At 60.8% G+C, this 25906-nt stretch carries 22 protein-coding genes and 2 pseudogenes; 12 read left to right on the plus strand and 12 right to left on the minus strand.

The annotated features are described in order from the left end of the window. The first annotated feature begins 172 nt into the window (after nucleotides 1-172). The 7 genes from MHI61_RS07345 (at nucleotide 173) to MHI61_RS07375 (ending at nucleotide 5613) form a co-directional block, all read left to right on the plus strand. Entirely contained in the window at nucleotides 173-598 is a 426-nt protein-coding gene (locus MHI61_RS07345; protein ID WP_239791498.1) for a helix-turn-helix transcriptional regulator, read from the plus strand. 9 nt (nucleotides 599-607) lie between these two features. Beyond that, nucleotides 608-2452 carry a peptide antibiotic resistance protein gene (locus MHI61_RS07350; RefSeq protein ID WP_239791499.1) on the plus strand — a complete coding sequence of 615 codons (1845 nt, stop codon included), beginning with the start codon at nucleotides 608-610 and terminating at the stop codon, nucleotides 2450-2452. 21 nt (nucleotides 2453-2473) lie between these two features. Beyond that, entirely contained in the window at nucleotides 2474-2686 is a 213-nt protein-coding gene (locus MHI61_RS07355) for a hypothetical protein (RefSeq protein WP_239791500.1), read from the plus strand. Between the two features lie 41 nt (nucleotides 2687-2727). Further along, complete coding sequence (locus tag MHI61_RS07360) at nucleotides 2728-3903, plus strand: YcaO-like family protein (protein ID WP_239792799.1); 1176 nt, start codon at nucleotides 2728-2730, stop codon at nucleotides 3901-3903. Further along, nucleotides 3900-4607, plus strand: a complete 708-nt coding sequence (locus MHI61_RS07365; protein ID WP_239791501.1) for a TfuA-like protein — start codon at nucleotides 3900-3902, stop codon at nucleotides 4605-4607. Before MHI61_RS07360 ends, MHI61_RS07365 begins: the two co-directional genes overlap by 4 nt. A gap of 102 nt (nucleotides 4608-4709) precedes the next feature. Next, nucleotides 4710-4958 carry a hypothetical protein gene (locus MHI61_RS07370; RefSeq protein ID WP_222139552.1) on the plus strand — a complete coding sequence of 83 codons (249 nt, stop codon included), beginning with the start codon at nucleotides 4710-4712 and terminating at the stop codon, nucleotides 4956-4958. Between the two features lie 166 nt (nucleotides 4959-5124). Continuing rightward, nucleotides 5125-5613 (plus strand): hypothetical protein, encoded by a 489-nt coding sequence (locus MHI61_RS07375; protein ID WP_239791502.1) that lies wholly within the window; start codon nucleotides 5125-5127, stop codon nucleotides 5611-5613. Nucleotides 5614-5969: 356 nt separating this feature from the next. Here the strand turns inward: MHI61_RS07375 and MHI61_RS07380 are convergent, their stop codons facing one another. From MHI61_RS07380 to ampC, 8 genes and pseudogenes are all read right to left on the minus strand, one after another. Then, nucleotides 5970-6176, minus strand: coding sequence for a hypothetical protein (locus tag MHI61_RS07380; RefSeq protein ID WP_003542083.1), 207 nt, complete (start codon nucleotides 6174-6176; stop codon nucleotides 5970-5972). 1270 nt (nucleotides 6177-7446) lie between these two features. Continuing rightward, nucleotides 7447-8565 (minus strand): glycosyltransferase family A protein, encoded by a 1119-nt coding sequence (locus tag MHI61_RS07385; RefSeq protein ID WP_239791503.1) that lies wholly within the window; start codon nucleotides 8563-8565, stop codon nucleotides 7447-7449. Then, nucleotides 8562-10313, minus strand: a complete 1752-nt coding sequence (locus MHI61_RS07390) for an ABC transporter ATP-binding protein (protein ID WP_239791504.1) — start codon at nucleotides 10311-10313, stop codon at nucleotides 8562-8564. Before MHI61_RS07390 ends, MHI61_RS07385 begins: the two co-directional genes overlap by 4 nt. Further along, a pseudogene (locus tag MHI61_RS07395) lies at nucleotides 10306-11383 on the minus strand (glycosyltransferase family 2 protein). The gene MHI61_RS07390 and the pseudogene MHI61_RS07395 overlap by 8 nt, the downstream one beginning before the upstream one ends. After that, a pseudogene (locus MHI61_RS07400) lies at nucleotides 11380-14378 on the minus strand (trifunctional glycosyltransferase/class I SAM-dependent methyltransferase/polysaccharide deacetylase). Before MHI61_RS07400 ends, MHI61_RS07395 begins: the two co-directional pseudogenes overlap by 4 nt. Beyond that, entirely contained in the window at nucleotides 14372-15550 is a 1179-nt protein-coding gene (locus MHI61_RS07405) for a glycosyltransferase (RefSeq protein WP_239791505.1), read from the minus strand. Before MHI61_RS07405 ends, MHI61_RS07400 begins: the two are co-directional and overlap by 7 nt. An 85-nt stretch (nucleotides 15551-15635) precedes the next feature. Further along, a complete protein-coding gene (locus tag MHI61_RS07410) occupies nucleotides 15636-16589 on the minus strand; it encodes an NAD-dependent epimerase/dehydratase family protein (protein WP_239791506.1) in 954 nt (317 codons plus the stop codon). Between the two features lie 381 nt (nucleotides 16590-16970). Continuing rightward, nucleotides 16971-18131, minus strand: coding sequence for a class C beta-lactamase (gene ampC / locus MHI61_RS07415; protein WP_239791507.1), 1161 nt, complete (start codon nucleotides 18129-18131; stop codon nucleotides 16971-16973). 123 nt (nucleotides 18132-18254) lie between these two features. On the opposite strand from ampC, the gene MHI61_RS07420 reads away from it, so the two are divergent. Further along, nucleotides 18255-19124, plus strand: a complete 870-nt coding sequence (locus MHI61_RS07420) for a LysR family transcriptional regulator (protein WP_239791508.1) — start codon at nucleotides 18255-18257, stop codon at nucleotides 19122-19124. 39 nt (nucleotides 19125-19163) lie between these two features. Here the strand turns inward: MHI61_RS07420 and MHI61_RS07425 are convergent, their stop codons facing one another. Then, the gene (locus MHI61_RS07425; RefSeq protein WP_097578285.1) at nucleotides 19164-20156 is read right to left on the minus strand and encodes a sugar-binding protein; all 993 of its coding nucleotides are present in this window, start codon (nucleotides 20154-20156) and stop codon (nucleotides 19164-19166) included. A 44-nt stretch (nucleotides 20157-20200) separates the two neighbouring features. Continuing rightward, entirely contained in the window at nucleotides 20201-21181 is a 981-nt protein-coding gene (locus MHI61_RS07430; RefSeq protein ID WP_239791509.1) for an NAD(P)-dependent oxidoreductase, read from the minus strand. Nucleotides 21182-21315: 134 nt separating this feature from the next. On the opposite strand from MHI61_RS07430, the gene MHI61_RS07435 reads away from it, so the two are divergent. The 3 genes from MHI61_RS07435 (at nucleotide 21316) to MHI61_RS07445 (ending at nucleotide 24118) form a co-directional block, all read left to right on the plus strand. Then, nucleotides 21316-22167 carry an ATP-binding cassette domain-containing protein gene (locus MHI61_RS07435; RefSeq protein WP_239791510.1) on the plus strand — a complete coding sequence of 284 codons (852 nt, stop codon included), beginning with the start codon at nucleotides 21316-21318 and terminating at the stop codon, nucleotides 22165-22167. Between the two features lie 39 nt (nucleotides 22168-22206). Next, entirely contained in the window at nucleotides 22207-23205 is a 999-nt protein-coding gene (locus tag MHI61_RS07440) for an ABC transporter permease (RefSeq protein WP_097578288.1), read from the plus strand. A 370-nt stretch (nucleotides 23206-23575) separates the two neighbouring features. Then, a complete protein-coding gene (locus MHI61_RS07445) occupies nucleotides 23576-24118 on the plus strand; it encodes a GNAT family N-acetyltransferase (protein WP_239791511.1) in 543 nt (180 codons plus the stop codon). Between the two features lie 216 nt (nucleotides 24119-24334). Here MHI61_RS07445 and MHI61_RS07450 read toward each other — a convergent pair whose 3' ends face one another. Together MHI61_RS07450 and MHI61_RS07455 are read right to left on the minus strand one after the other, a co-directional pair. Further along, a complete protein-coding gene (locus MHI61_RS07450) occupies nucleotides 24335-24661 on the minus strand; it encodes a GYD domain-containing protein (protein ID WP_239791512.1) in 327 nt (108 codons plus the stop codon). A 104-nt stretch (nucleotides 24662-24765) separates the two neighbouring features. Continuing rightward, complete coding sequence (locus MHI61_RS07455) at nucleotides 24766-25080, minus strand: hypothetical protein (RefSeq protein ID WP_239791513.1); 315 nt, start codon at nucleotides 25078-25080, stop codon at nucleotides 24766-24768. A gap of 192 nt (nucleotides 25081-25272) precedes the next feature. Here MHI61_RS07455 and MHI61_RS07460 point away from each other — a divergent pair, with 192 nt between their 5' ends. Beyond that, nucleotides 25273-25806, plus strand: a complete 534-nt coding sequence (locus MHI61_RS07460) for a DUF2314 domain-containing protein (RefSeq protein WP_239791514.1) — start codon at nucleotides 25273-25275, stop codon at nucleotides 25804-25806. Nucleotides 25807-25906: the final 100 nt, after the last annotated feature.

Raw genomic sequence — 25906 nt, forward strand, 5'->3', positions numbered from 1 at the left:
AGGAACTCCTTATATATATGTGTCATGGCACGCGCCTGCGGTAATCCACAGGTTGTCTCCACTGTGCGCGGCGCTGAAAAAAATCCTTACAAAATATTTACTTTTAGTTGCATTTTTGCTCAAATTCTTCATTATACAGCGGGCGTGCTGATAAAGCGGGAGACTTATTCACATGAAGGCCAAATCGCCGAATTCCATCGACGTCTATGTTGGCAACCGCGTGAGAGTTCGGCGAAAGACCCTCGGGATGACCCAGCATGGTTTGGCTGAACTTCTGGGCATTACCTTTCAACAGATTCAGAAATACGAAAAAGGAACGAATCGCATCGGCGCCAGCCGTCTTCAGCGCATTTCCGAGATCCTTCGCGTGCCCGTCGGCTTTTTCTTCGAGAACGGCGGTTCCGGACCGATTGAAGGTGAGACGAGCGAGTTGAACAAGTTCCTGTCGTCGAAGGAAGGACTGGCGCTCAACAAGGCGTTTATCGCCATTGAGGATCCGAATATCAGGCAAAAACTGGTGGCGCTGGCCAAAAGCCTGGCGGTTTCGGGCTTGACCGACATCGACAGCGACCTGCAGGATCCGGTCGTGCACAACTGAGGATGGATCGTGCTGCATCTGCAGACATTTGGCGATCTGCGGTTGACCGAGACGAATGGCGAGCTGGTTCGCTATCCGATCAAAGGTCTGTTGATGATGGCCCATATCTATGCCGGGGCGAGCCCTGAGCTCAGCCGCTATGAACTGGCACAGTTTCTATGGAGCGACGTCGAGCCGGAGTTGGCGCGGCTCAACCTGCGCAAAATGCTGTCTCGCATCCGCGAGATGGATGGCGGACGCGCCGAAATTGCCTTCGATTTCACCGCCACGACGGTTCGCCTCAACATGCAGGCGGTTTCCAGCGATCTGGATGTCTTTCGCGCCGGTGGTGCGCCGCTGGATCGGCTGCAGGCGATCGCGGAATTGGCCCAGCGCGGTTTCATCGGAAATATCAAGCCGGCGACAAAGCCGATAGATGCGTGGATCAGGGCGCAGCGGGACGCCCAGGCGCTGCAATTACGCCAGGCATTGCTGGAGGCGCTGCCCGAGGTGCAGAAGCCCGGCGCGGCGCGCATCATTTCGAGCGCCGCCCTGCAAATCCTCGAGCGGGATCCGAATGACGAGCAGGTGAGGGCGCTGCTGCACCAGATATCCCGCGGCTCGTCGTTTTCCGAGAGATTGGCAAATGGCGACGGCCCTTCACGGGTGGAGGTGAAGCGCTCCGAGCCTGGCAGCCAGCCGACCGACATCGAAAGCATATCGGCGCCGCAGCTGATCCTGCCTCGTCTGGTGTTGCTTCCCCCGACAGCCAAGCATGCCGATGCCGGACTTGCCCTTGCCAACGCCCTGATCGAAGACGTCACCATAGAACTGTGCGCGCTTCGAAACATTTCCATCGTCGCGCCGCATACGGCCGGCCAGATCCGCCGTGACTCCGAGAAGGCGGCTGTGGTCGCCCGGCACTCGATCGCCTATCTTCTGGACACCCGATTTTCCGAAGAGGGGTTGTTTGCGCAGCTGATCTACTTTCCCACGGACGAGATCATCTGGGCCAACCGCTTTGCGATGAACCCCGATATATTGCCGCGCCAAAGGCGGGTGATCGCCCAGCAACTGACCGTGTCAGTGGCGCGTGAGTTGGCTGAGAACGAGGAGGAGCGGTTACGTTTCGAAGCCAATCCTGGGGCCTATCACGCTTATCTCGTCGGCTCGAGCTTGATGAGCAAGCTGACCTTGCCGCATATCCGCCGGGCACGGAAGGCGTTCAAGCAGTCGCTGTCGCATAAGGCGGATTTCTCCGCCTCATTTACCGGACTGGCGAGAACCTTCACCAGTGAATGGCTCGTGACTGCGCAGGGAAACAACGAGCTGCTGCATCTGGCAGAGCAAAATGCGCTTCGCGCAATCGAGCGGGATCCGGCGTCGGCGGCGGGTCATCGCGAGCTTGGCGTCACCAAACTCTATCTCGGCGATGTCGATGCCAGTGTCGCCTCACTTCATCTGGCGGAGGAGCTCAGCCCGCATTTTGCCGATGTCATCTACAGCCATGCCGACACGCTCGTGCATGCATCCCGCCCCGGTGACGCGCTCGCCAAGATCAGAAAAGCGATTTCGCTCAATCCGCTCGCGCCTGACGCCTATCTCTGGTGTGCTGCGGGAGCGAGCTTCTTTCTGGAACAGTATGAGGAGGCCATCGCCTACGTCGAGGCGATGAAAGACAAAGCGCCGGCCCATCGCATCGCCGCGGCCAGTTGCGCAATGATCGGCGATCGAAAGCGGGCGCTCTTCCATCGGCAGCGTGCTGAAAGCATCAACCCGGTTTTCGACGTCGAGAAGTGGCTCGCCATCGTTCCGTTCAAGGAGCATTGGCAAAAAGAGCTGTATCGGGAGGGCCTGTTGAAGGCCGGTTTTTAACAATAACTTAGGGGCATTTACATGGCGAAAGTTGTCATTATAGGAATACCGGGCGAGACTGGTCTTTGGCTCGCCGATCTCGACGCGGGCACGGTTACGCCGCTCAACCCGACGGGGGATTTGGCGACTGCGAGCCGCCTTCGCAAAGCTGGTGGTACATTCGTGAAGGGCGTCGACTTGGCCGTCGCCGTTTCGTCTGCGCAGGTCGCTCTTTCCGGCCACGTCGACGGCTGAGCCGGCATCTGACGAACCAATCGACATATTCGGACAGGATTATATCGCCGCGGGAAACTCTTTCCCGCGTCGAGCCCTTGTTGGCCAGATTTGGGGTTACCAGGGTGGCGCGACATACCGGGCTCGACGATATCGGGATTCCCGTCTGGTGCGCATATACCCCGAATTCGCGATCAATCGTGATTGCTCAGGGGAAAGGCCTGACCGATGTCGATGCTAAAGTGTCCACGGTCATGGAAGCCCTGGAACGGGCCGTTGCAGGCGAACCGTTCGTCGATCGGCTCCGCAGCAGCGCGTCCGGCCTGCGGGCGATGGGGCACAAGATCGACGCGCTGGACTGCCTGATCGCCATCCATAAACCCGACCTCGGGCCGGACGAGGAGACGGATTGGGTAACCGGCATCGATATGCTCACAGGCGGGAAGATTTATATCCCCTTTGAAGCGGTGGTGCTCGACCGTACGCGGGATGCCCGATACTGGATGTCATCGGACGGCCTAGCCTCGGGAAACAACCTCGAGGAAGCGATTTTTCACGGTGTGCTCGAGCGGATCGAGCGGGACGCGCATGTTCTGTGGCAAGTCAGCGCGGAAGCGGATCGTTATGCCGGCTGCGTCGATCCCCGCGGTTTCCAGGATGGCGCCTTGGACGGGTTGATCGACAAGATCGAAGCGTCGGGATTGACGCTCAGGCTCTTCGATATCACCAGCGACATCGCCATACCCTGCTTCACCGCCATGCTCGGCCCCGGGGACTGCGTTCCGGACCCGCGGCATCGCCGCGGCGGCAGGGACATCCGCCTTGTCGAGGTGACCGGCGGCACGGGGGCCCATCCGTCTCCCGCGCGCGCGGCCATTCGGTCGGTAACGGAAGCCGTGCAATCGCGGCTCACATATATCAGCGGAGCCAGGGACGATATTTCTCCGGCCACGTTTTCAAGATCCTTGGCGCCGCTGATGCGACGAGCCTTCGACGCAGTCCCCGTATCGCCGGGCCCGGCGCCGGAATATCGGCCACGGAATCTGGCGCAGATGCTGCAGCATGTGCTGGAGGCTTTGCGAATAAAAGGGATCGGCTCGGTCATCGCAGTGCGCCTCAGCGAGGACACGCTTCCCTTCAGCGTCGTCAAGGTCGTTATTCCCGCGCTCGAAAATCCGGAAGGGGAGCGTGCTCGGCGGTTGGGAACAAGGGCGCTGGCGAGAGCGATAGGCTTTTGAAGATCATTTTCGCAGGTCCCAGTCTTCCCGACGCAGCCGCGCTTGCCGGCGAGGCGATACGCGTCCTGCCGCCTGCGACGCAGGGGGATGTTCTGGCTGTGGCGGAACAGGGTGCCAATGTCATCGGCCTGATCGATGGCGGCTTCGAATATGCCGCGCCGGTCTGGCATAAGGAAATTCTCCGCGCCCTCTCGCTTGGCGCGACGGTGCTGGGGGCGGCAAGCATGGGCGCGCTGCGGGCTGCAGAATGCCATCCGTTCGGCATGATCGGGATCGGCCGCATTTTCGAAGACTACCGCTCGGGCCGGCTGGTCGATGATGCTGCCGTCGCGCTCGTGCACGCGCCGAGCGCGCTCGGCAGCAAACCGTTGACGGTGCCGCTGGTCAATGTCAGCGCCACGCTCGATGCCATGGAAAGACGTGAATTGCTTCCAGGAGGCGTGCGCAGGGAGCTTGAAGATGCCGCCAGCGCGATCTTTTTCAAGAGGCGGACGTGGCGGGCGATCGTCGAGCAATGCGCGAGCATAGCTGCGCCGGATCGTCCGAAACTATTTTCGGCCCTTGTCGCGCACTCCGTCGATCAAAAACGCCTCGATGCGCTGGAGTTATTGAAAGCCGTGCAGGCAGCTGCAGATATCCGCGTGAATGCCGATTTGCCGTGGAAATTGCACGAGACCGCATTTCCTACACGGCCCGCATTGTGAAACGAATGCGGCAATCGTCACCGGGAGTTGTGTCACGCTTTTTTCACGGGCTTGGCCACGCCAGTCCGCGTATTGTTCCTTCAATTCGTTGGAGAAATGGGCATGGGCGTGACATCGGCTGCTAACATAAATGCTGACCTCAGGGCGGAAGAGGCTCTGGACGAACTGGTCGCACTGGCGCGAATGATCGCCTATGCGCGACAGGTCGCTCAGGATGTCAAACTGCCCTTCGCGACGAATTGCCTCGATCTTGCTCTTGAGGCGGTGAAGCAGGAAGTCGGGGAGGGGCTGACCAGGGATCTGGCTGAATTGAGCTCCCCGGTCCCGCAAGTGAGCGTAAAGAGACATTAGTCTGGCTTTCGGAGCTCTCGAAGGACGAGGTCGGCCGCCAACCCGCCGCGACCGAAGTTGCGCAAATCGCAGGGATTGACTCACCTCCGAGCAAGGCTACGGTCTTCTCTTCCGGGTTGAGGGGGTGCGCGTGAAATTCAGCTGCTTTGTGCGAGGCGGGAAAAACATGTCACGGTCTTTTCCTGCGATCGCCGTTCTTCTCGCTCTGATCCCGGCCGCCAGCCATGCCAGCGAGGCGCGGGGAAAATCGGCGCCTCCGGCTGCGAAGGGCTGTGTGGAAGTCAGCGGAACGGCCTTGACCGGAATGGCCGGAGGCCCGGCCTATTCGGCAGCCGAACTCAGATGCGGCGCAAAGCTCTCGCTGGTGCTGCAGCGCCAGACCGGCCGGGAGGGAAGACTTGCCGTCTGGAGCACGGTCGATCAGGTGACGATTGCCAAGCCCAGCCCCCGCCACGAACTTCTGCACCCGGCCTATTGCTCGTCGAGCCGGTTTCCTCGGGACTTCGTCTTTGCGCTCGGCAGGATGGTGGAACAGCCGGATGGCTCCCATCGATCGGAGAGTGTCGTCAAAGCCTGGAGGGTCGATATCAAGCGCGAAAGACTGGCCGCGATTCCCGTCGATGGTCTCCTTTGCGCGCTGGACCCGGCCGATTGATAGGGGCGACAAACACCCTTAGCGAAAAATACCGCCCCTACTCTCCGGCCACATCCTGAGGCGCCCCGCAGGCTTCGAAGGGTGGGGCCGGCCACCGGTGTCTCGCGGCAATGGTGAGTGCTGCCGGGATAGGGGCGGCGCAATCGATCTATTCGGAAATCGATTTGATTGTAGCCTGGAGAAATCCGGAGTGGGTCTTGGGCTGCCGCTTATTCGGGCTGTATTCGATACCCGGGCACAATAAACATTCAAAATGTACGGTAAGCGGTTTCGTTGACGTTGTCTCCGGGCGGGGAGACGGCGGCGTGTTTGGTCTCAGCGGTCGTCTGATCGGCCGGGCCGGCCGATCCCTGATCTCAATGGGTCAAATTGCGCTTCTGAGCCAGCAGTAAAATGTAATCGTCGGCAATGTCCGCGATGGCCATTGCGACTTCCGCCGGATCGCACCCCTCGACCTTCGTGTTTGCAATGAACTGATAGACCGCTTTCTCGATCTGCTTCCGGCAGATCATCACGCGTTCATCGTAACCAAATTCCGGAATCTGCGATGCTATATCACTCATCAGGTCGGCTCCTCACTACTTGCAGTGACCATGACACAAATTATAAGTTGAGCAAGCAAATGCTTTATGAACGGTTAATTCAATGGCGCGGTGCGACCATTTCGACACAGATTTGGTCAGTCAAAAGGCATTTCGGTGTGTTGAATTGAGTGAAGTCATTCGCGCAGGTGGATTGACTGTTGATGCCGGGAGTCGCTCGACGAGAGTGGGTGTCTCTGAGCCTGCGGCTCTTTGGTCTCGGGCCGCCTGGCGGATTTGAAGTGACCGGTCGAAGGCTTGCCAATGCCGGTCTATCCGCAGCGGGGTGACCTGCCGTAATCCTTTGATTTGTCAAGATGTTAAACCTCCGTTCGCCTTCGTGATCGTCATTCTCCGAAGTTGAATTGTGTTGCGCACTATCGAGGCCGGCTCATGCCGGGATTGTCGGATTTAGTCCTGGCTGCTCCTTCCCAAGTGTTGCCTGGCCGCGCCACTGCGACGAAGGAAAGCGGGAAAGAATGTGAGGATGTCTTATGTTTTTTCGACAAGGATGTAAGGCGGCACCGTTGAGCGGTATGTGCAATAGCTTCGGATAATAAATAAGATAAAATTAAAATTTTATCAAAAGGTAAAAATATATATTTCAGATACTGGTTGTATTTAAAAGTTTGCTTTGTGATGACTGAACTGTTTTATGGTTAATAGCGTCAAGATGTGCTTATTTCAATAATAAAGATGAGCTGGTGTATCACTTTATAATAATGACATTATCTCTATGGGCGAATTTTCTGTCCGGTAATTTCGTCGCCAAGCGGAAGCACTTGGCGTGGAGCGCGAGTCCGGTCATTGCTTGCGGATATACAGGTCTTTGCGCAATGCCATCGCAACAAGGAATATCGCTGTCAGCAGCGATCAGTAACGGTTGCCCCGCGGCAACCTGTCCCTCGCAAAGTTGAGGACCCGCCGGGGTGGTTGACGGGTCCTCTGGTAGGATTCTTGCACAGTGCGTAGCTATGATTGCGCTTAATCTTGATATTGTCACAGACTATTATCGGAAGATTATAGTTTCCCACAGTTTTGTCATTTTCGCGACGACAGATATTTTACGCCGTGTTTGATTTGTACTGAATAATTAAGAAATAGTTGGCAATGGAGGGAGGTGCCGGCCTTCAGAACCGGAAATGCTCTAAAGCGCGTCGCGTCAAATATGAATCATGCGACGCCCTTTAGTCCTTTGTTTTGATGCATGTCGTTGTCCCGGAACCGCTGCACACTTCCGGGCGACAATGCATTATCTCTTCGAGGTCGCAGCGCAATCTCCGTCGCAACGGTCGATCTCTGATAAGCGCCGGAACAAGGCCTTCGTTCGGAAACGTGACCATCCGCCAACCAGCGGGATAACTGGGTCTATTTCTTCGAATTTTTTGAATTTCTTCTGCTTTTGTCGCCAGGGCGGCCGGGCTTTCGACAGCGCCCTGTTTGCGGCTCTGGCGGCTTTTGAAAAGATCAGCTTGATGATGACGCTGGCAGCAAGCAATGGACTATGACGATAGACGTACTTGAGCGAGGCTGCGGCGCTGTGCCAATCTTTCAAAGCCGCAAATTTTGAGAATGCATAGAGGTGGGCCGAGGCGCGGGCGCAGCTGACGACGAAAGCGGGAAGCTGCGGATTGCGGGCGACGCATCGCTCATAGACGGCCAGAAGCGATCGCGCCATTCGGGATCTGTCGGCAGACATGGCCGCGGCATGAACGCGATAGCCCACCAGGCCGAGTGGCACCGCCTCGATCTTGAAATGCTCGGCGGTGCGGAGTTCGAAATCGAAGTCTTCGCATCCTCCGATTCCCTGATTGGCATAGCTCGGATCGTAGCCGCCGATCTTGTCTATGACGGCACGGCGCACCATGAATCCGCTGCCATTGCCGACGAAGCGGAAGACGAGATGGCGGATGAGAATGGATTCCCGGGCGCTGAGCGACGAGCCGGACCGCGTGCAATATCCCTCGGCATCGACCATACGGTGAAGGGCATAGACCGCGCCCCAGGCCTCGGGCAGGGGATGGAGCGCCGACAGCATTCTTTCGACATATGTCGGATGCCAGAGGTCGTCCGCATCCAGGAAGGCGAGATAACCGGCCTTCGATGCTGCGATCCCGGTATTGCGCGCCGCGGCGACGCCGCGGTTTTCCGTCGATAGAAGTTGGATCCTCGGATCGTCGGCGGCGAAGCGGCGGCAAATGGAGGCCGTCTCGTCGGTCGAGCCGTCGTCGACGACAATGATGTCCAGCGCCTTGTGGGTCTGATCGATGACGGACTGAAGCGTCTCGGCGATATAGTCACTGGCATTGTAGGCGGGGATCACGACCGCCACCAAAATTTCCGACCTGGTCGACATCTCCATCGCCGTCACCCGAGTTTGGATGCAAGTGTTGGCGGGCGTAGATCGATCTGGTTCTTCATCATCCTGGCGACCGCAGGGCGATGGCTGACGACGATCAGTGTTCGGCCGGCATCTTCCTTGATTGCCGAAAACACCCGCATTTCGGTATTTTCATCGAGCGCGCTCGTGGCTTCGTCCAGGAGCAGGATCTGCGGCCGGCCGGCCAGCGCGCGCGCCAGGCCGATGCGCTGGCGCTGTCCGCCTGAAAGCCGCACCGCCTCGTCGCCCAGCCATTCGTCGAAGCCTTCCGGCAGATTTTCGATGAATTCCGTGGCGCAGGCGACATCGGCGGCCCACCTAACGTCCTCATCGGAGATATCGCGACGAAAGCGGATGTTGTCGAAGACCGTGCCCTCCATCAGTTCGACATCCTGGCCCGAGACCGAGAGCAGGTGCAGCCAGCTCGCGCGGTCGACATCGGCGAGGTCCGTGCCGTCGATCGTGATCCGGCCTCGCGTCGGCCGGGTGAGATCGAGGATCATGTTGAGGATTGTCGTTTTGCCGGAGCCGCTTGGTCCGGTCAGAGCCGTCGTTTCGCCTGCCTTGATCGAAAAGTTGAGGTTTTGCACGGCCGGGGCATTCGCCTGCTCATAGGTGAAGGAGACGTCGTGGAAGACGATGGCTTCCGCCAGGCGGGTGACCGGCACCCCTTGCGCCGCCTGCTTGGCGTCGTCCTTTTCGGAAAGCAGCGCCAGGACGTTCTGCAGCGACGCTTCCATCTCGTAAAGGCGCAGAATCTGGAAGTCGAATCCCTTGATGTGCGGCTGGAGCCTGTAAAGAAGGATGGTGGCCGAAAGCGCTGCCTTGAAATCCACCGGCAGGAATTCCGAGGACAGGATGATCGTCAGGATGACCCCGAAGGTCAGGATTTCGCTCAACAGCGAGGTCGCCGCCCCCATCCAGTCCGAGTGGCGCCAGGTCCGGCCGACTTCGCTGGATAGTGTCGCGAAGAGCTGCTGGTGGCGCTGCTCGAGGCCGAAGCTTTTGACCGCCTTCAAGGTCTGCAGCGTGGTCCAGCTCAGCTGCGTCAGCGCTTCGACGGCGGCCAGCGCCGAAGCGCCGAGACGCCGATAGGCCCCGGCAAAGAACCCCAAGGCGAAGTTATGGACGAAGCCGAAGACAAGCCCGAGCAAGGCGATCGGCCAGGCCATGACAAGCATGCCGATGCCGAAGATGACGATCGTGCCGAAATTGACACCGAGACGCACCAGGCTCGCATGGGCCGAGGATACCGCATAGGCTTCGGTGGCGATTACATTGATCAGATCGCTGCGCTCATAGTGCTGAAAGCGCTGGAACGGGATTGTCAGGATCTTGGCGTAGAGGCGGTCGCGCATGCGATCGCTGATCTTGTGGTTGATCGCGCTTGTGATCAGCGAGTTGACGAATCCGAGAAGAATGCGCAGCAGGATGGAGGCGATGAGGATGCCGATCAGCACCGGTTTGGAAAGACTGAGGTCGACGCCGCCGAAAATCGCCGGAAGCCCGGCGACGGCGGAGCCGGAACCTGTGCCCTGCTGGCCGAGAATAAAGACCAGGCTCACCAGAAAGGTGATGCCGACCATCTCCGAAAATCCGGTGAGAATCCCGAGGATGATCATCACCGTCATCTTTAGCCGCAGCGCCGGCACGAGCTGCAGAAGCTCGCGGTAGCGGGCCGCGATGACCATGTTGTAGGCGCCGGCCGGCCGGGAGGCGGATTTCCGAAATCTATTCATTGTCGGCCATCCGCGACGATGTCGGGCTGCCGCCGGGCGGCATGAAAACGATCGCTGAACGGCGTGCCGGCCTGCGGAACGGCCGCACCGGCAAAGCGGTTCTTCGATCGGGCCGAAGGCTTTCGCAGGATCTGTCTTGCAATCCGCACGCCATGGCGTTTTGCCAGACGAAAGCTCTGCAGCAGGCCATGGACGATCAGCTGCGGGCCGTATTGCATCGCCATCATCGGCGCCAGCTTCCTGAGCTGGGCATAATCGCGGTTTGCCAGCGCCTTGTTGAAATACCAGTGCGTCGTGTTGAATTTGGCGGTCTCGATATCGCGCCGCAGATGCGGGTAGCGGTCGATGATCGGCGCCATCACCAAGGCGTGGGATTTCAGCATCCGCTGGGCGTTGCTCGACATGTTTCCCCGAGTGAAGCGATAACCGGTGAGGAAATCGGGAACCAGCGCAAAGGGCAGGGTCTCGGCGAGAGCGAGATAGAGCTTCAGATCCTCGCAGCCCTCGGCGCCGCTGTCGCGCAGCCCGGCGTCGTAACCGCCGCAGCGCAGAACCTCGGCGCGCGGCATCAGCGGCGTGCTGCCATTGCCGATGAAGTTTTCCCGCAGCAGCGGTTCGAAGATGTTGCCTTCGTGCAGGACCGGGCGTGAATGGCCGAAAATGACGCCGTTTTCGTCGATCGCCGCATACCAGTTGTAGGCGACGCCGTGGCCGCCGGGAAAATTTCGCAGTGATTGCAGCTGGCGCTCGATCTTCTCGGGATGCCATACGTCGTCGGCATCGATAGGCGCCAGATAGGCGCCCCGCGCCTCGCCGATGCCGTGGTTGCGGGCGCGGGCAACGCCGCCATTGGCCTGCCGGAGAACCCGGACACGGCGATCGATCAGGCTATAGTCGCTCGCAAGCGCGAAGGTGCCGTCCCGCGACCCGTCATCGACCACAAGGATTTCGAGCTTGTCGTAGGTTTGGTTCGAGACGCTTTGCAACGTTTCGAGAAGCGTCTTTTCGGCGTTGTAGGCCGGAATGACGACGGTGATAAGAGGGGGCGCTGCAGTCGTGATGATTGTCATCCGATAAAGGCTCCGGGCAGGCCCATCAGTGCGGGGAAGGCTTCAAGCGGCCGGTCGCCGCGGACTTCGAGGCGCGGCAGGCCGAACACATTGTCGGAAAAGGCGGCTGTCGCGGCGCGTGTGGTGAAGCCGATCGTGTAGCCTGCAAGGGAAAGAATGCCCGGCACCCTGAAGTCGGTGGCGCCGTAGGGCAGCGCGATCGAAACCACGGAGCCGCCCAGCCGGCTTTCAAGCGCATGGCGCGACCGCAGGGCTTCGGCGAGCAAGGCATCATTTTCCATCGCGCTCGCCGGCGTGTGGGAGGCGAGATGGGAGCCGAAGCTGATGCCTTCCTGCTGCAGTTCCAGAATATCCGGCCACGCCATCAGCGCCGCCGGCTCGCCATGGGCACAATCCCAATCCGAGCGGCCGCCGACCTTGTCGGTGACGACGAAGACGTCGGCGCTGAAATCATTCTCGGCCAGGATCGGGAAGGCGTTGGCGCGGAAATCCAGATAGGCGTCGTCGAAGGTCAGCATGACCGGCCGGCCCTGGACCGGCTTGCCGCTGCGCAAAAGATTGGCGAGCGTCGGCGCCGTGACGGCGTGATAGCCATGCCGGCGCAGGAATTGCATCTGCTTGCGGAACATCTCCGGCGGCGTGCGGAAGCGCCGAAGCGCGGCAGGGCCATCCTCGGCGATCCGGTGATACATCAGGATGGGGACCGAGGTCGTCACCTCGGTTGCCCATGCCGCCTCGCGCGCGACGCCCGCCGGTCCTGAGATGATGTGCTTTGCCACATCGACGTCCATCGGCGTTCCATGCGTCTCGATCCGCAGGACGGGATCGGCCACAGCCGCTTTGCGGAAGCGGTGGATGGCGTAAAGCGCGGTGTCGATCGTCTCTTCGAGGGCAAGTTCGGCCTGTTCGGCCAGAACCCGTCGGATCGTCCCGACCCCGAAAGGATGGCCCCAATCGAAACCGGTTCGGCCGGGCTCGTCCTGGCGCAGATGCGCATGCGCGGTGATCAGACAGCCCCCCGGCTTCAGCGCCGCCGCCATCTTGCGGCAGACGCCCGCCAGCGTCTCCTCGTCCTTCAGGTAATAAAGCACTTCCGAGCAGAGGATGAGATCCTGATCGGGGGAAGCTCTTGTCTGACGAAGTCGAGAACCCGGAGCTCGACATTGGAGAGGTCGCGGCAGCGTTTGGCCGCCCGGTCGATCGCTCGCTGCGAAATATCGGTGGCCGTCACCCGGCGGACCTCTCGCGCCAGCTTCTCGGTGAAGATCCCCTCGGCGCAGGCAAGTTCCAGGGCAGTTTCGGTCCCTTGCGGGATCAGGCTCAATGTCTGCGCATATTTGACCTGCTCGTAGACCGACAGGTAATTCCACGGATCCGGGCGTTCGAAAATCTGCTCCCAATAGTCTTCTGCCGACTGAGCCCGGGGAGCCCGCTCTTCCTTCGCCGGCGCCGCGGCGGCTGCACGTCGCACCGGCGGCAGGCCGCCTTCGAGATCGCGCAGGATGTCGGACAGGCGGGCGTCATTATCCTGTCTGTCGCCTGGCGCCCGGGCAAGGACGGCATTGCGGCCGGTCCGCACCAGAAGCCCTTCGAGCCGTCCGCGCCGCCGGCCGCTGCGGATGATGAGGCCGCCGAAGGTGCGGTAGCCGCGCAGCGCCTCCCTTGTCCAAGCCGCCGCATAAGCGAGGGTGGGCTGCCGCTCGAGATGCGCTCCCGCCTGCATCTCCTGCAGGATCAGCCGGATCTGCGCCCGGATCGACAGATCACCCCAGAGCGGCCCGACGAAGGTGCCGACATGCTCGTCGCCGGCAAAGCCGTGCATGATCAGCGTATCGGCCTGCTCGGCCCGGGCGATCCTGGCAAGGGCGCCGAGCTCGACGCTCACCACCTGGATCGTGCCGAGCGTGAAGGATCGCCGAAGGTTGCCGGCGGAGAGCTGCCAGGCGGCGGCTTCGAGGATCTTGCGGCCTGTGCCGGGCAGGGAATGCCGCTGGATCAGCTGGACCAGCAGGCGGAAAGTCGGCCACCATTGCTCGGGCGTATCGATGAGATCGTCGGCCCGGTCGGGCAGGAGGCCGGTCTGCAGGCCGTGCAGGATCACGCCGGCAAAAAAGCTCTCATAGCCTGCGGCATCCGGGATGTCCGGCAGCAGGGCGGCGAGGGCCGCAATATCCAGGCTCGGATCGTGTTTGGCCGCGATGACCCAGACGAGCATGCGCAATCGGCTGACGGCGGGCGTGATCCAGCCGGTCTCCGGCCCCTCGGCGGGCAAGCCGTGCTGCCGGCGCAGCGCCTCGGCCTTCATCGTCACGCAAATGGCGTCACGCACCAGTTTCGTCGGATCGCCGGAAAGCGAGCCCGGCTTCATGCGATAGAAAGCCAGACAGGCGTCGACACGGCGAAATTCTGCGCCTGCAAAGGCCATGCGCAGCCAGAGATCCCACTCCTCGCAGGTCTGCAGACGCTCATCCATGCCGCCGACCTGCTCGAAAAGGCTTTTGGGAAAGACCACCGTATGAATGGCGAGCGCACAGAAGGACGAGAATTCGCGCCTGGCAGCATCGCCGGCGAGCAGCGGAGCCTGCTCCACCGGCATCAGCCGGCCGTCCGGGGCGACCCGGCGGTAGGAGCAATAGGCGATGGCGGGCGGCGATCTATCCTCGGCCATCGGCAGCATGGTTTCGATGAAGGCCGGATCCAGCCAGTCGTCGGCATCGAGCATGCAGAGCAGGGGGGCGGCGGCGAGGCGGGCGGCATGGTTTCTGGCCGCCGCAGCGCCGGCATTGGTCTGGCGGGCGGCGACGACGCGGCTGTCCGCTGCGGCAATCGCCTCAAGCAGCTCCCAGGTGCCGTCGCTCGAACCGTCGTCGACCACCACCGCCTGCCAGTTCGATTTCGTCTGCCGCTGCAGGCTGGCAAGCGCTTCGGCAAGCGTGTCCTCTGCGTTATGAGCAGGAATGAGGAAGGAAATATCAGGCGCCACAGCTGTCACCATGCGCGCATCTTCCAGCGGCGCAGAACGTAGAGCGCGCCGTTGACGCTGCCGAGCATTTCCTGCTTCAGGAAAAAATCGTGCGAAGTGGCGCCCTTGCGCAGGCGTTTGCGCAGCCTGCCGGCAAAATATTTCGGGAAGGAGATGAGGATGCGCCGGAGGTTGCCGCCGTTGCCGGTGTTCTGATACTGGACCAGCAGGGCGGCGATATGGCCGCTCATATATTGCTGGATCTGCCTGGCGAGCCCCTGCATATCCTTGCGATGAAAGTGCCAGCAAACCGCGGTCGGCTCGTAGCGGCAGACATGGCCGTGATGCAGCAGCCGGTTCCAATATTCGGAATCGCCCGAGCAGCCGGCCGCGCCCATATCGAGGCGAACGTCGAACAGGCCGATCTCGTCGAACACCTTGCGGCGGAAGGCCTGGCTTGCGCCGGCGCCGATCGTCCAGACCGGCGCGCCGTAGCGCCTGTGGCTGTCGTAGAAATCCCGGCCGAAATCCTGCCTGATGTAACCGCGGCCGAAACCCCAGTGCTTTTCGAAGATGAACTGCGCCGGCGTTGCGAGTTCTCCGGGCAGGATCAGCCCGGTGATGCAGCCGATCTCCGGCCGGTCGAACGCCTTCATCAGGTTCTCCAGCCATCGCTGGTGGAGAACGACGTCGTCATCGGTAAAGGCGACGAATTCGGTTTTCGCCGCGCGGATGGCGGCATTGCGGGCAAAGTCCAGCCCGACCCGGTCTTCGCGGACATAGGTGGCGCCCGCTTCTTCGACGACGCGGCGGGTCGCATCGCCTGAAGACGCATTGTCGACCACGATGATCTCGGCCGGCTTCAGCGATTGTTCGGGGATCGAGGCGAGGCACCGGCGCAGTTCCTCCGGCCGATCCTTGGTGCAGATCAAAATGCTGACGTCGCGATTTTGCAGCGCTGTCTGCGCCACCTGGCGCGCATGCGCGAGCGTCTCCGGCTGCACGACACGCCCGGCAAGCTCGGCCGCGGCCTCGGGCCCGTCGACATAGGCCTGCCCGACGGGCAGGCCGTCGGCGAGAAAGACCACGAGCCCGGCCGATATCGGCGCCGCGCCGGCATCCGGCTGATGCGACGCGAGATCGAGATAGTGAATCGGTACCGGAAAATTGACAGTCGCCAGATCGGACGGAATGATTTCCTGCATCGTTACTCTCTCAACGCACAACGAGCACAGGCCGGCACAAAGCCGCGCCCGGAATGCGGGAAGGGCTTTGAAACCCGCGCGGCTATTACGCCGCGCCCACCTTTATCTTTTCTCTGAACCAGTCGAGCGTCATCGCCACACCCTGTTCGTAGCTGACCTTGCACGACCACTCGGGCATGACGGCGTAGGCTCTCGTCAGGTCCGGCCGCCTGTTGGTAGGATCCTGCGGCGGCGATGGCTCGAAGACGATCGGCACGCCGCCGACGAGCTTGGAAACATATTTCGCGACTTCGAGAACGGTGATCTCGCGGTCGTTGCCGATATTCAGAGGCCCCTTGTAGTCGGTCTCGTTGATCCAGAAATAGCGCGCGAAACCGTCGACGATGTCATCGACATAGCCCCAACTGCGCGACTGCTTGCCGTCGCCGAACACGGTGATCGGGCGGCCCGCAAGCGCCTGGGTGACGAAATTGGAAACGGCGCGGCCGTCGTCGGGCCGGGTGCGGGGACCGTAGATATTGAAGGGACGGATGACCTTGACGTTCAGCCCCTTGGTGCGCTGCATCTCGAACAGCAGCGCTTCGGTGCATCTCTTGCTCTCGTCATAGGACGAGCGCGGCCCGGTACAGTCGACCTGGCCCTTGTAGGTTTCCGGCTGCGGCGACACCAGAGGGTCTCCGTAGATTTCCGAGGAGGAGGTGTAACCGAAACGGCCGCCCTTCTTCAGCAGGTCGAGAAGCCGGAAGGCGCCGAGCAGGTTCGCCGAAATCGTCCTCTTCGGTTCCTTCATGTACCAGGGCGGCGATGCGGGGGAGGCGAGATGATAGATCTCGTCGAATTTCTCCGAAGTCTGCAGCGTCTCGACATCCGATTTCACGAAGTGAAAGCGGGGATCCCTGATGTGCGAAATATTCTCGAAAAGTCCTGTCCAGAGATTATCAACAACGACGAGCTTCTGAACGTCATTCCTAAGCAAAAGCCGATCGCATAGATGCGAACCGATGAAGCCTGCTCCGCCAGATATCAATACGTTTTTCACTGGATTGCGCCTCTTAACTTAAGAAAAGGTGAGTATTCATTAGCATCACCTTCAAGAACTGGCAATTACCTCGAAGAATTCTGTAAAATACTCGCCTGTTAATATTAATTGTTAACTGGCATTACCCTGGGTAGTATTATCCCTGTTGGGCGACAGGGCAACGACCCTGGGTATGTACGTGCTGCCGCCCTCGATTTTTCGCAGTGTATTTGGCAAGATTGTGGCCTTGTTGCACCGCAGCATATTCCTCGTGCAATTTCTCTATCACACGGGCAAAGACGCGCATCGGGCTAAAGTCCGACTCTCCAGGACAGCGCATCGGTTCGGACGGACGCGAGACCTCGCCGCCAGCCTGGTCCCGCGCCCGTGAGCTGTTTTCAATCAATCGGCCGCAAGCGCCGTCAATACCCGGTAGGCCGCGGCAACCCGATCCTCGTTGGGGTAGTTTTTGTTGGCCAGGATGACGATGCCGACGCGCTCGGTGGGAATGAAGGCGACATAGGCGCCGAAGCCGTTGGTCGAGCCGGTCTTGTTGATCCAGACATCGCCCCGCGGCTTCATCGGCGGCTGCAGCGCAGCGACCGGGATGGTCTTCAGCATCGCCGCCGAATTGCCCTCGAGCAGACTCTGCAGGGTGACGGGATAGGCATATTGCTCCCAGATCAGGTCTTGGGTCATCGCCCCGACGCTGAAATATCCGGTGTGGGTACGGTCGATCGCCTGCTGCAGTTTTCCGTCGAGCTTCGCCAGGCCCATATTGGCGCCAACGAAGCGGATCATGTCGCCGGCGGTGGATCTGACGCCATAGGCCTCGGCGGAAAGCAGGCCCGGCGTCAGCCGTGCCGGCTCGCCGCTGCGCTTATAGCCCTGGGCGTAATCGCCCTGCCGCGACTTCGGCACGTTGATGAAGGTGCTGCTCAATCCGAGGCCGGGAAACAGCCTGCCCTCCATCAACTCCGCGAAATCACCGCGCATGGCTTTCGCCGTGATGAGGCCGAGCATGCCGATGCTCGGATTGGCATAGCTGCGTTGGGTTCCGACCGCGTAGGAAGGGCGCCAGGCCGCAAGATATTCCATCAGCTGGCCTTCGCTTTTGATCTCGTCGGGCACCTGCAGCGGAAAACCGCCGGCCGTATGGGTGGCGAGATCGATCAGCGCGACATCGCCGAACGGCCTTCCGTTCATCGCGGGAAGATGTTTGGCCACCGGGTCGGACAAAGAGAGGTCGTTCGTCGCTTCGGCGTAGGAGGCGAGCGTCGCGGTGAAGGTTTTGCTGATCGAGCCCAGTTCGAAGAGCGTGGCCGGCGCCACCGGTCTGCCGGTCGCCTTCGATTCGACGCCATAGGTGAAGATGTGATCCCGGCCGTCGACGGTGATGCCGACGGCCACCCCCGGAATGGCGTATTTTTCCATGATCGGCTTTATCGCCGCATCCGCGATCGCTCTCACTACAGCCTCGTCGGCGGCAGAGGCGCTTGCGCAAGCGCATGCCGTGAGCAACACGGCCGATAAAAATTTTATGCCAAGGTTTTTCACAATCATCCTCCAAATCGCCAGGGCGGTCGCCATGGGCGCAAAATGCGCCCGAGGAGGCGTTTAGCGGCCCTGTTTTCTAAGGACAAACGATGATATCTCGCAACAGCTGCAAGAAATTCTAGGGCTTAGATGGTTCGCCAATTCCTCCCCCTGAACGGCCTCAGAGCCTTCGAAGCCTCGGCACGGCATCTGAGCTTTACCCGCGCCGCAATCGAGCTCTGCGTCACCCAGGCAGCCGTCAGCCAACAGGTCAAGGGGCTGGAAAAGCGGCTGGGGGTCGCACTGTTCCAGCGTCTGCCCCGCGGCCTGAAAATCACCGCGGAAGGCGAGGCGCTGCTGCCGACGGTGAGCGCCTCCTTCGACCAGATGGCGACGACGCTCGACCGGATCGAAGCCGGGCAAGTGCGCGAATTGCTGTTCCTCGGCGTTGTCGGCACTTTCGCCGTCGGCTGGCTCCTGCCGCGCCTTGCGGATTTCCAGCGCCGGCATCCCTTCATCGACGTCCGGGTTTCCACCAACAACAACCGCGTCGATCCCGCCGCCGAGGGGCTCGACTTTGCCATCCGCTTCGGCAGCGGCTCATGGCACGGGACGGAGGCGCAGCGCCTGTCCGAAGCGCCGCTCTCGGCTCTCTGCATTCCCAAACTGGCGGAGGATCTGCGGTCGCCGGCTGATCTCGCCGGCGCAACGCTGCTGCGCAGCTACCGCACAGATGAATGGAGCACCTGGTTTGCGGCCGCCGGCGTTCCGCCGGCCGACCAGGTGAATGCCGGCATCGTCTTTGATTCCTCCGTCGCCATGATGGAGGCCGCCCTCCAGGGGCTCGGTGTCGCCCTGGCGCCGCCTTCGATGTTCTCCAGGCACCTCTCGTCAGGTGCGATCGTCCAGCCCTTTGCCAACACCATATCGCTCGGCAGCTACTGGCTGACGCGCCTGCAGTCACGGCCGGTCACCCCGGCCATGCGCGCCTTTTCCGATTGGCTCTTTGCACAAGCGTGATGTCCGGAGCGTCCGCTCGGGCGGACGCTCCCAGCCGCATCACTTCTGAATGCAGGTATCCACCGTATCCTTGGTGCACTCGTCAAGCCCGGTGAAGACAGGATCGTCGACCTTCTTTCCCGCGATCAGGTCCATCATCACGGTCGGCGCCTTGTAGCCCATTTCGAACGGCCGCTGGCCGACCAGCGCGGTCACCAGACCTTCCTTGGCGATCGCCACTTCGTCGCCGATCGTGTCGGCGGCGCCGATGACGAACTCGTTCTTGGCGATCTTGTCGGCCATCGGCTTGAACAGGTCGCGATAGGGCTGCGGCGCGCCGAACAGCGGCCAGCCGCCCATGATGCCGAAGGCGTCGAGATCGGGATTGGCAGCGAGGATGTCGGTCATCGCCTGCACGCCCTTGGCGCCGTCGTCATTGGTAAAGACCGGGCAGCCGGCCACCTCCGTCCAGCCGCCTTCGCCCTTCAGCGCCGCAAGCCCCTTCTGGCCGCTCAACGTATCGCGCATGCCCTGGGCGCGGCGCAGGATGTTATCGGCACCGGGATTGCCTTCGATGGTGCAGATCTTGCCGCCGTTCGGCTTGGCCTTCTTGATATACTCGCCGATCTTGGCGCCCATCAGATAGTTGTCGGTGCCGAGATAGGTCTTGCGCAGAGCGGAATCCTCGGCCGCCAGATCGGCATCGAGCGTCATGACGGGAACGCTCGGATTGGCCGTCTTCAACGTCTGGGCGATCAGCTTGGCGTTCGACGGCGAAATCGCGATGGCGGCCGTATCGGCCTTACCGAGCATATCCTGAACGATCTGCGCCTCGCCGGCTTCGTCGGAGGTCGATGCCGGGCCGGTATAGAAGCATTCATATTCGGCCGAGGCGTTTTCCTTGTTCCACTTCTGGCAACCCTGGTTGATCGCCTCGAAGAACGGGTTGTCGAGGCCCTTGACGACGATGACCAGCTGCTTCTTGGCGGCCAGGGCCTGTCCGGCCGTCAGCGCCAGCACGGCAGCAGCTGCAAGCAATAATGCCTTCCTCATAGCTTCCTCCCTTTGAATGGCGGACATGATTGCCCGCCGTTTGATCAACCGGGATACCAGACGATGCGAGGCTCCTCCCTTGACCGCTGGTATTCCCAGGCCGAATTGATAAGCTTTTCGAGATCGTAGTCCGGGCGCCAGTCCAGCAGGTATTTCGCCTTGCTGTTGTCCATCCAGTTGGAATGAAACTGGCTTGCGATGTCGACGCAGCCGAGCCCGCGCGTGCGGGCGAGATAAGCGGCGACTTCCCCATAATCGACGGGACGATCCATCGCGATATTGAAGAGCTCTCCCTTGGCGCGCGGATTGTCGATCGCCGCCAGGATCGCCGAAACGAGATCGTCGACATGCACGAAGTTGCGTTTCAGCGGCCGCCCGTCGGCATCGCGCAACAGCGGCACCGTGCCTTCGCGGGCGTAGCGCTCGGCCTCGGGCGGCGGAACGAACGTCTTCCAGTCCGGTCCGCCGAAGACATCGTCGCCGAAGGACAGCGTGAACTTGAAATCGTCCTTCTCCATGATCCAGGGCGCGCGCAGACAGCAGGTATTGATGCCGTATTGGATGGCGAATTGCTCGAGCATCACCTCTTCCAGCACCTTGGAGAGTGCGTAGCAGCCGGGATAGGCGCGATGCGGCGTCTTTTCGGTCACCGGCCCGTCATGGCGGTAGAAGAAATGACCGATGCCGGCATCGCCGCCGATCAGGATGAACTGCTGCGCCGTCGAGCTGGTGCGGAAAGCTTCGAGCAGCCAGAACAGCCCCTTGACCGTCACATCCATGACGTCGGCGGAGGTCTCCTTGCAGGTGGCGAGATGCAGCACATGGGTGACACCTTCCATCGCCGCCGCAACGACATTGGCGTCGGCGATCGAACCCCTGACGACCTCGATGCGGTCGGTCTCTTGGAGCGCGCGATTGTGACAAAGCGCGCGGATGCGGGCATTGGAAAATTTCGGCTCGTCAAGCAGCCCAGTTATGAAGCGCCGCCCGACCTTGCCCGTAGCCCCGGTGACAAGGATCAGCATGCTCTCTCTCCCAGCAACAGCTAATATCCACCCGTTTCCGGCGTCAATCTGTATTTGCGCGGCGAAGTAGATTTTTGCCTCGGCGGGCCGTTCACACGGACAATTGATTGACGGCTCTCCAAGCATTTGCGTAAATGAACGTAATCGCTCTGCCGGGGAGGAGATCGGCAAAGCGGGATCGCAGGCGCCAGGCGGGCAACCGCGGTGATGGCGAGCCTGCAGCTTGCGGGGAGGATGGTCGGCTGGCAGCGGTTCTCGAACTCAGCAATATCTCAAAGCATTTCGGCGCCATCCAGGCGGTCAATGACGTGTCGTTTGCGCTCGAAGCCGGCCAGGTCGTCGGCCTGATGGGCGATAACGGCGCGGGAAAAAGCACGCTGGTCAAGATGATCGCCGGCAATTTCCGGCCGAGCGAAGGCACGATGCGCCTCGAGGGCAAGGAGATCGTCATGCACCGCCCGGTCGAGGCGCGCCAGCACGGCATCGAGATCGTCCATCAGGATCTGGCGCTGTGCAACAACTTGACGGCGGCGGCCAACGTCTTCCTTGGGCGCGAGCTCAGCCGCGGCATTGGCCCGTTTCGTGTCCTCGATTACAAGACGATGTACCGGCGCGCCGGCGAGATCTTCAAGGAGCTGAAATCGGAAACCCGCCCGCGCGATCTCGTCAAGCAGATGTCCGGCGGTCAGCGGCAAGCGGTGGCGATCGGGCGCACCATGCTGTCGGAGGCGAAGATCGTGCTGATGGACGAGCCGACCGCGGCCATTTCGGTGCGTCAGGTGGCCGAAGTCCTCAACCTGATCCGCGAGCTGCGCGGCCGCGGCATCGCCGTCGTGCTGATCAGCCACCGCATGCCTGACGTTTTCACCGTCGCCGACCGGGTGATCGTCATGCGCCGCGGCCGGAAGGTCGCCGACAAAGCGATCGCGGCAAGTTCGCCGGAGGAAGTGACGGGTCTTATAACAGGCGCCATCGAACAAGTCTGATCGGCGCAGCTTGGTTCACGGCAGAAAAGAAGGTCAACGATGGCAGTCACCCTCGACCAGACAATTGCACAGAGAGAGCGAAGCCGGCTGTCGGAGTTCGTCGGCAGCCAGACCTTCTGGGTGCTCATCGCCGTCATTCTCGCCTGCCTCTTCCTCTCCGTCGCCACCGATTCCTTCGCCACGGCGAAGAACCTCTACAACATCACCCGCAACGTCACCTTCGTCGCCATCATTGCGCTGGGCATGACCCTCGTCATCATCACCGGTGGCATCGACCTGTCGGTCGGCTCGGTGCTCTGCCTCTGCAGCATGGTGCTCGCGGTGACCATGCATGCCGGCTACGGCATCGAGATCGGCATCGCGGCCGCCATCGGCACGGCGCTGCTGGTCGGCGCCTTCAACGGCGTGATGATCGCCTATCTCGATTTTCCGCCTTTCGTCGTCACCCTCGGCATGCTGTCTGTGGCGCGCAGCCTCGCGATGGTCGCCTCCAACAACACCGTCGTCTTCCAGTTCGGCCCCGATCACGACAAGCTCTTGGCGCTTGGCGGCGGCGCCTGGTTTCTCGGCATCGCCAATCCCGTCCTTTACATGGTCGTCCTGGCGCTCCTGACCGGCTTCGTGCTGCGCTGGACGCGCTTCGGCCGCTATATCTTCGCGATCGGCGGCAATGAACATGCCGCCACGCTCACCGGCGTTCCCGTGCGCCGCATCAAGGTCGCCGTCTACATGATCTCGGCACTCTCGGCCGGCATTGCCGGCATCGTCCAGACCGGCTGGCTCGGCGCCGTTACCACCAATATCGGCGCCGGCATGGAGCTGCAGGTGATCGCCGCCGCCGTCATCGGCGGCGCCAATCTGGCCGGCGGCATCGGCACCGCCTTTGGCGCGCTGGTGGGCGCCGCGCTGATCGAGGTGATCCGCAACAGCCTCGGCCTGCTTGGCATCAACGCCTTCTGGCAGGGAACGTTTATCGGCGGCGCGATTGTGCTGGCCGTGCTGTTTGATCGGATCCGGAATCTCAGGCAGAGCGAGTAGCGGCATTCCGGAGTTTCGGCAGGTTTGACCGTCGGTGGGTCTATCGGCGGCGGCGTCGAGTTTGAGAGACATTCCCGGCGCGCATCCCACCTGCGCCGACAATCCGGTTCGTCTGCGGATCAGCCGCACGAACCACCAATCCGGATCGCGAAACCGAAGTCTGGCCGCCGGTCGACGTTTAGCCGGAAACCTTCTATTGCCCTTTTGATAGAAGATTTGAGCGTGATCGCCGCGGTGTTCCGGCCGCGGGATCGCACTTCAATTCAACCCTCCCGCTTGTTATAATGACCAAAGGCACGACTGCCCACACAGATGTAAGACGTGCCGCAGACTGGCCAACCCGGGCTGCCAAGTCAAAGGCCGGCTCAAGATGGAACAAGAGCTAATCACGCATCGACTGGCCAGCCATAGTGATCTGGCCGACCTCAAATTGTTGATGGATGCGGCCATCTCAGAGAACCAGAAACCCTTTCTGACGCCCGAACAGATTTCGTCGAGCCGAGCCTTCATGGGACTCGATAGCCAGTTGATCGAGGACGGCACCTATTTTGTTGTCGAGATCGGCGGCGTCTTGGCGGGCTGTGGCGGGTGGAGCCGACGAGCAACATTGTATGGCGGAGATCGCACTTCCGGCCGCGATGCTGCTTTGCTCAATCCTGCCAACGACGCGGCGCGCATAAGGGCGATGTACACGCACCCGAACTTTACTCGGCGTGGCGTAGGACGGCGGATCATGGCTCTCTGCGAGGAGGCGGCGCGCAAGGAAGGCTTTCGGGATATCGAATTGATGGCCACACTATCAGGTGAACCGCTTTATCTTGTTTGCGGTTATCAAGCCATCGAGCGAGTGGAAGACAGCCGCGGCGGTGCAAATGTGCCTCTCATAAGAATGAGAAAGCCGCTCGAGCCTTGATCCTGCGCTGGATGCTGTTCGGCCGCCAGGACAAAATCCCGTCCAAGATAGCCCGTGCCGCACTCATCCCGCCGCGGAGGAAGCTGGAATTTCGGTGATTTCAGTTGTTCACTGAGATTTCCCCAGGCTGCTTGCCGTTGCCGATCGATTTCCAGCGGCGGGGTCTTCCCTACAGGCCGGTGTTGATGAACTCTCAGCCTGAAATCGTACCGCGGCCTACGTTGCCGGCGGGCGATACCGGATCGACTTCGCCTTTTCCAAGGCTCGGATCGTATCCTCGACGTCGAGGAGGACAGTGGTCTCAATCGAACTGAGCGCACCTCCCGCGCCGATCGCAAGCGTGACAGCCGCCATCGATACATTGTCGGGCGCCTCCCACAAATTCCACCCGTCATGCTCGCCGAAAGCGTACCAGAACCCGTGCAGCTTTCCGCCGACGGATTCAATGTAGCTTCGCGCCGCCTCCCGGCGATCCTCGGGGTTTTCGATCATGCGCGCCCAGGTCTCGGGCGTGTAGCTGAAGCGCGTGAGATACATGGCCATGGTTTGCCTCCTCCGCCAGAGCGATCCAGTAAACGCTCATGCCGAAGGGAACGCCAGTCATTCGATGGGCGTATGGGCATGCCTTTGGAATGATCGGCCAAGCGCTATGGACGGCAATCGAGACAAGGCTTGATAATCCCCGCCAGAGCCAGAACGGTGAAGAGCAGCATAGAAGAGCTTGCCAGCACGGAAAAAGGCATAGCGATCAGGAACTTCGCTCTCGGCGTCGCCAGCAGGCGATCATCACCTCCACGCGCGGACCAATATATTTTCGGGCCGACATCCTGGCTGAAATCATAATCATTTTTGCGGTAGAAGATGATCGACCGGATGCACCAATACCAGCTGTAGCCGCAAAGGCCGCCTGCCGCGCAGAACATGACCCACAATTCAACCCACTCGTCGGTAACCAATACCATTCTCCCCAACATTCGAAGCCGATCCATGTCGCCCGGAAGTGTGCAGCGGTTGTGGGACAACGACATACATAAAAACAAAGGGCTAAAGCGCTTTAGCAGCGGCGGCGCCCGGTGGATCAAGCGGCTATTGAAGATCAACCTGAGATAGCTATCTTGCCTCATATAGTCACAACAATTTAAGGCGCCTATCGAATGTTGCGCAGTGTCATTTCACTCCTCTCAATGCTTGTACTCTCCATTCCGGTCATTCCCGCCGAACGCGCGCTGGCCCAAGACAATTCAAACGTTCAGCTGATTGCGCCAGGCGATCCGGCCATGGCCAAGGCCCATGAGAAATCGATAGGGGAGCTGGACGGCTTTCTCGAGAAACTCCGCAACCCACCGGCGGGAACCGAAAATTACAGCCTCAAGCTTGGTTTCAAGGACAAGGACAAGAGCGTGGTCCTGACCACGGACCAGATGGCGCCGGATGTGGAATTCATGTGGGTCTACCAGATCGAGGCATCCGGTGACCATTTCACCGCTCTTCTGGGCGATAAGCCGGAATACATCCACAACATCAAGCAAGGGGACCGCGTCGCGTTCGGGAAATCGGATATTTTCGACTGGCTCTATACCGAGAATGGGAAAATCAAGGGCAACTATACCGCTTGCCCGCTGCTGTTGGCCGGCCCGAAAGAACAGTTGGACCAATATCGCGAAATCTACGGCATTGTCTGCGACTGACCGCACGCCGGCGGACGAGGCAAAAGAAAGCCCCGCCGAAACGGGGCAATCAGGGGAAAGGACGGGATCGCGCAGGAAGGAAGAGCGGACGGACCCAAAC

Origin of the sequence: Rhizobium sp. K102 (assembly GCF_022385315.1) — a bacterium.
In the GTDB taxonomy this organism is placed as follows: Bacteria; Pseudomonadota; Alphaproteobacteria; order Rhizobiales; family Rhizobiaceae; genus Rhizobium; species Rhizobium croatiense.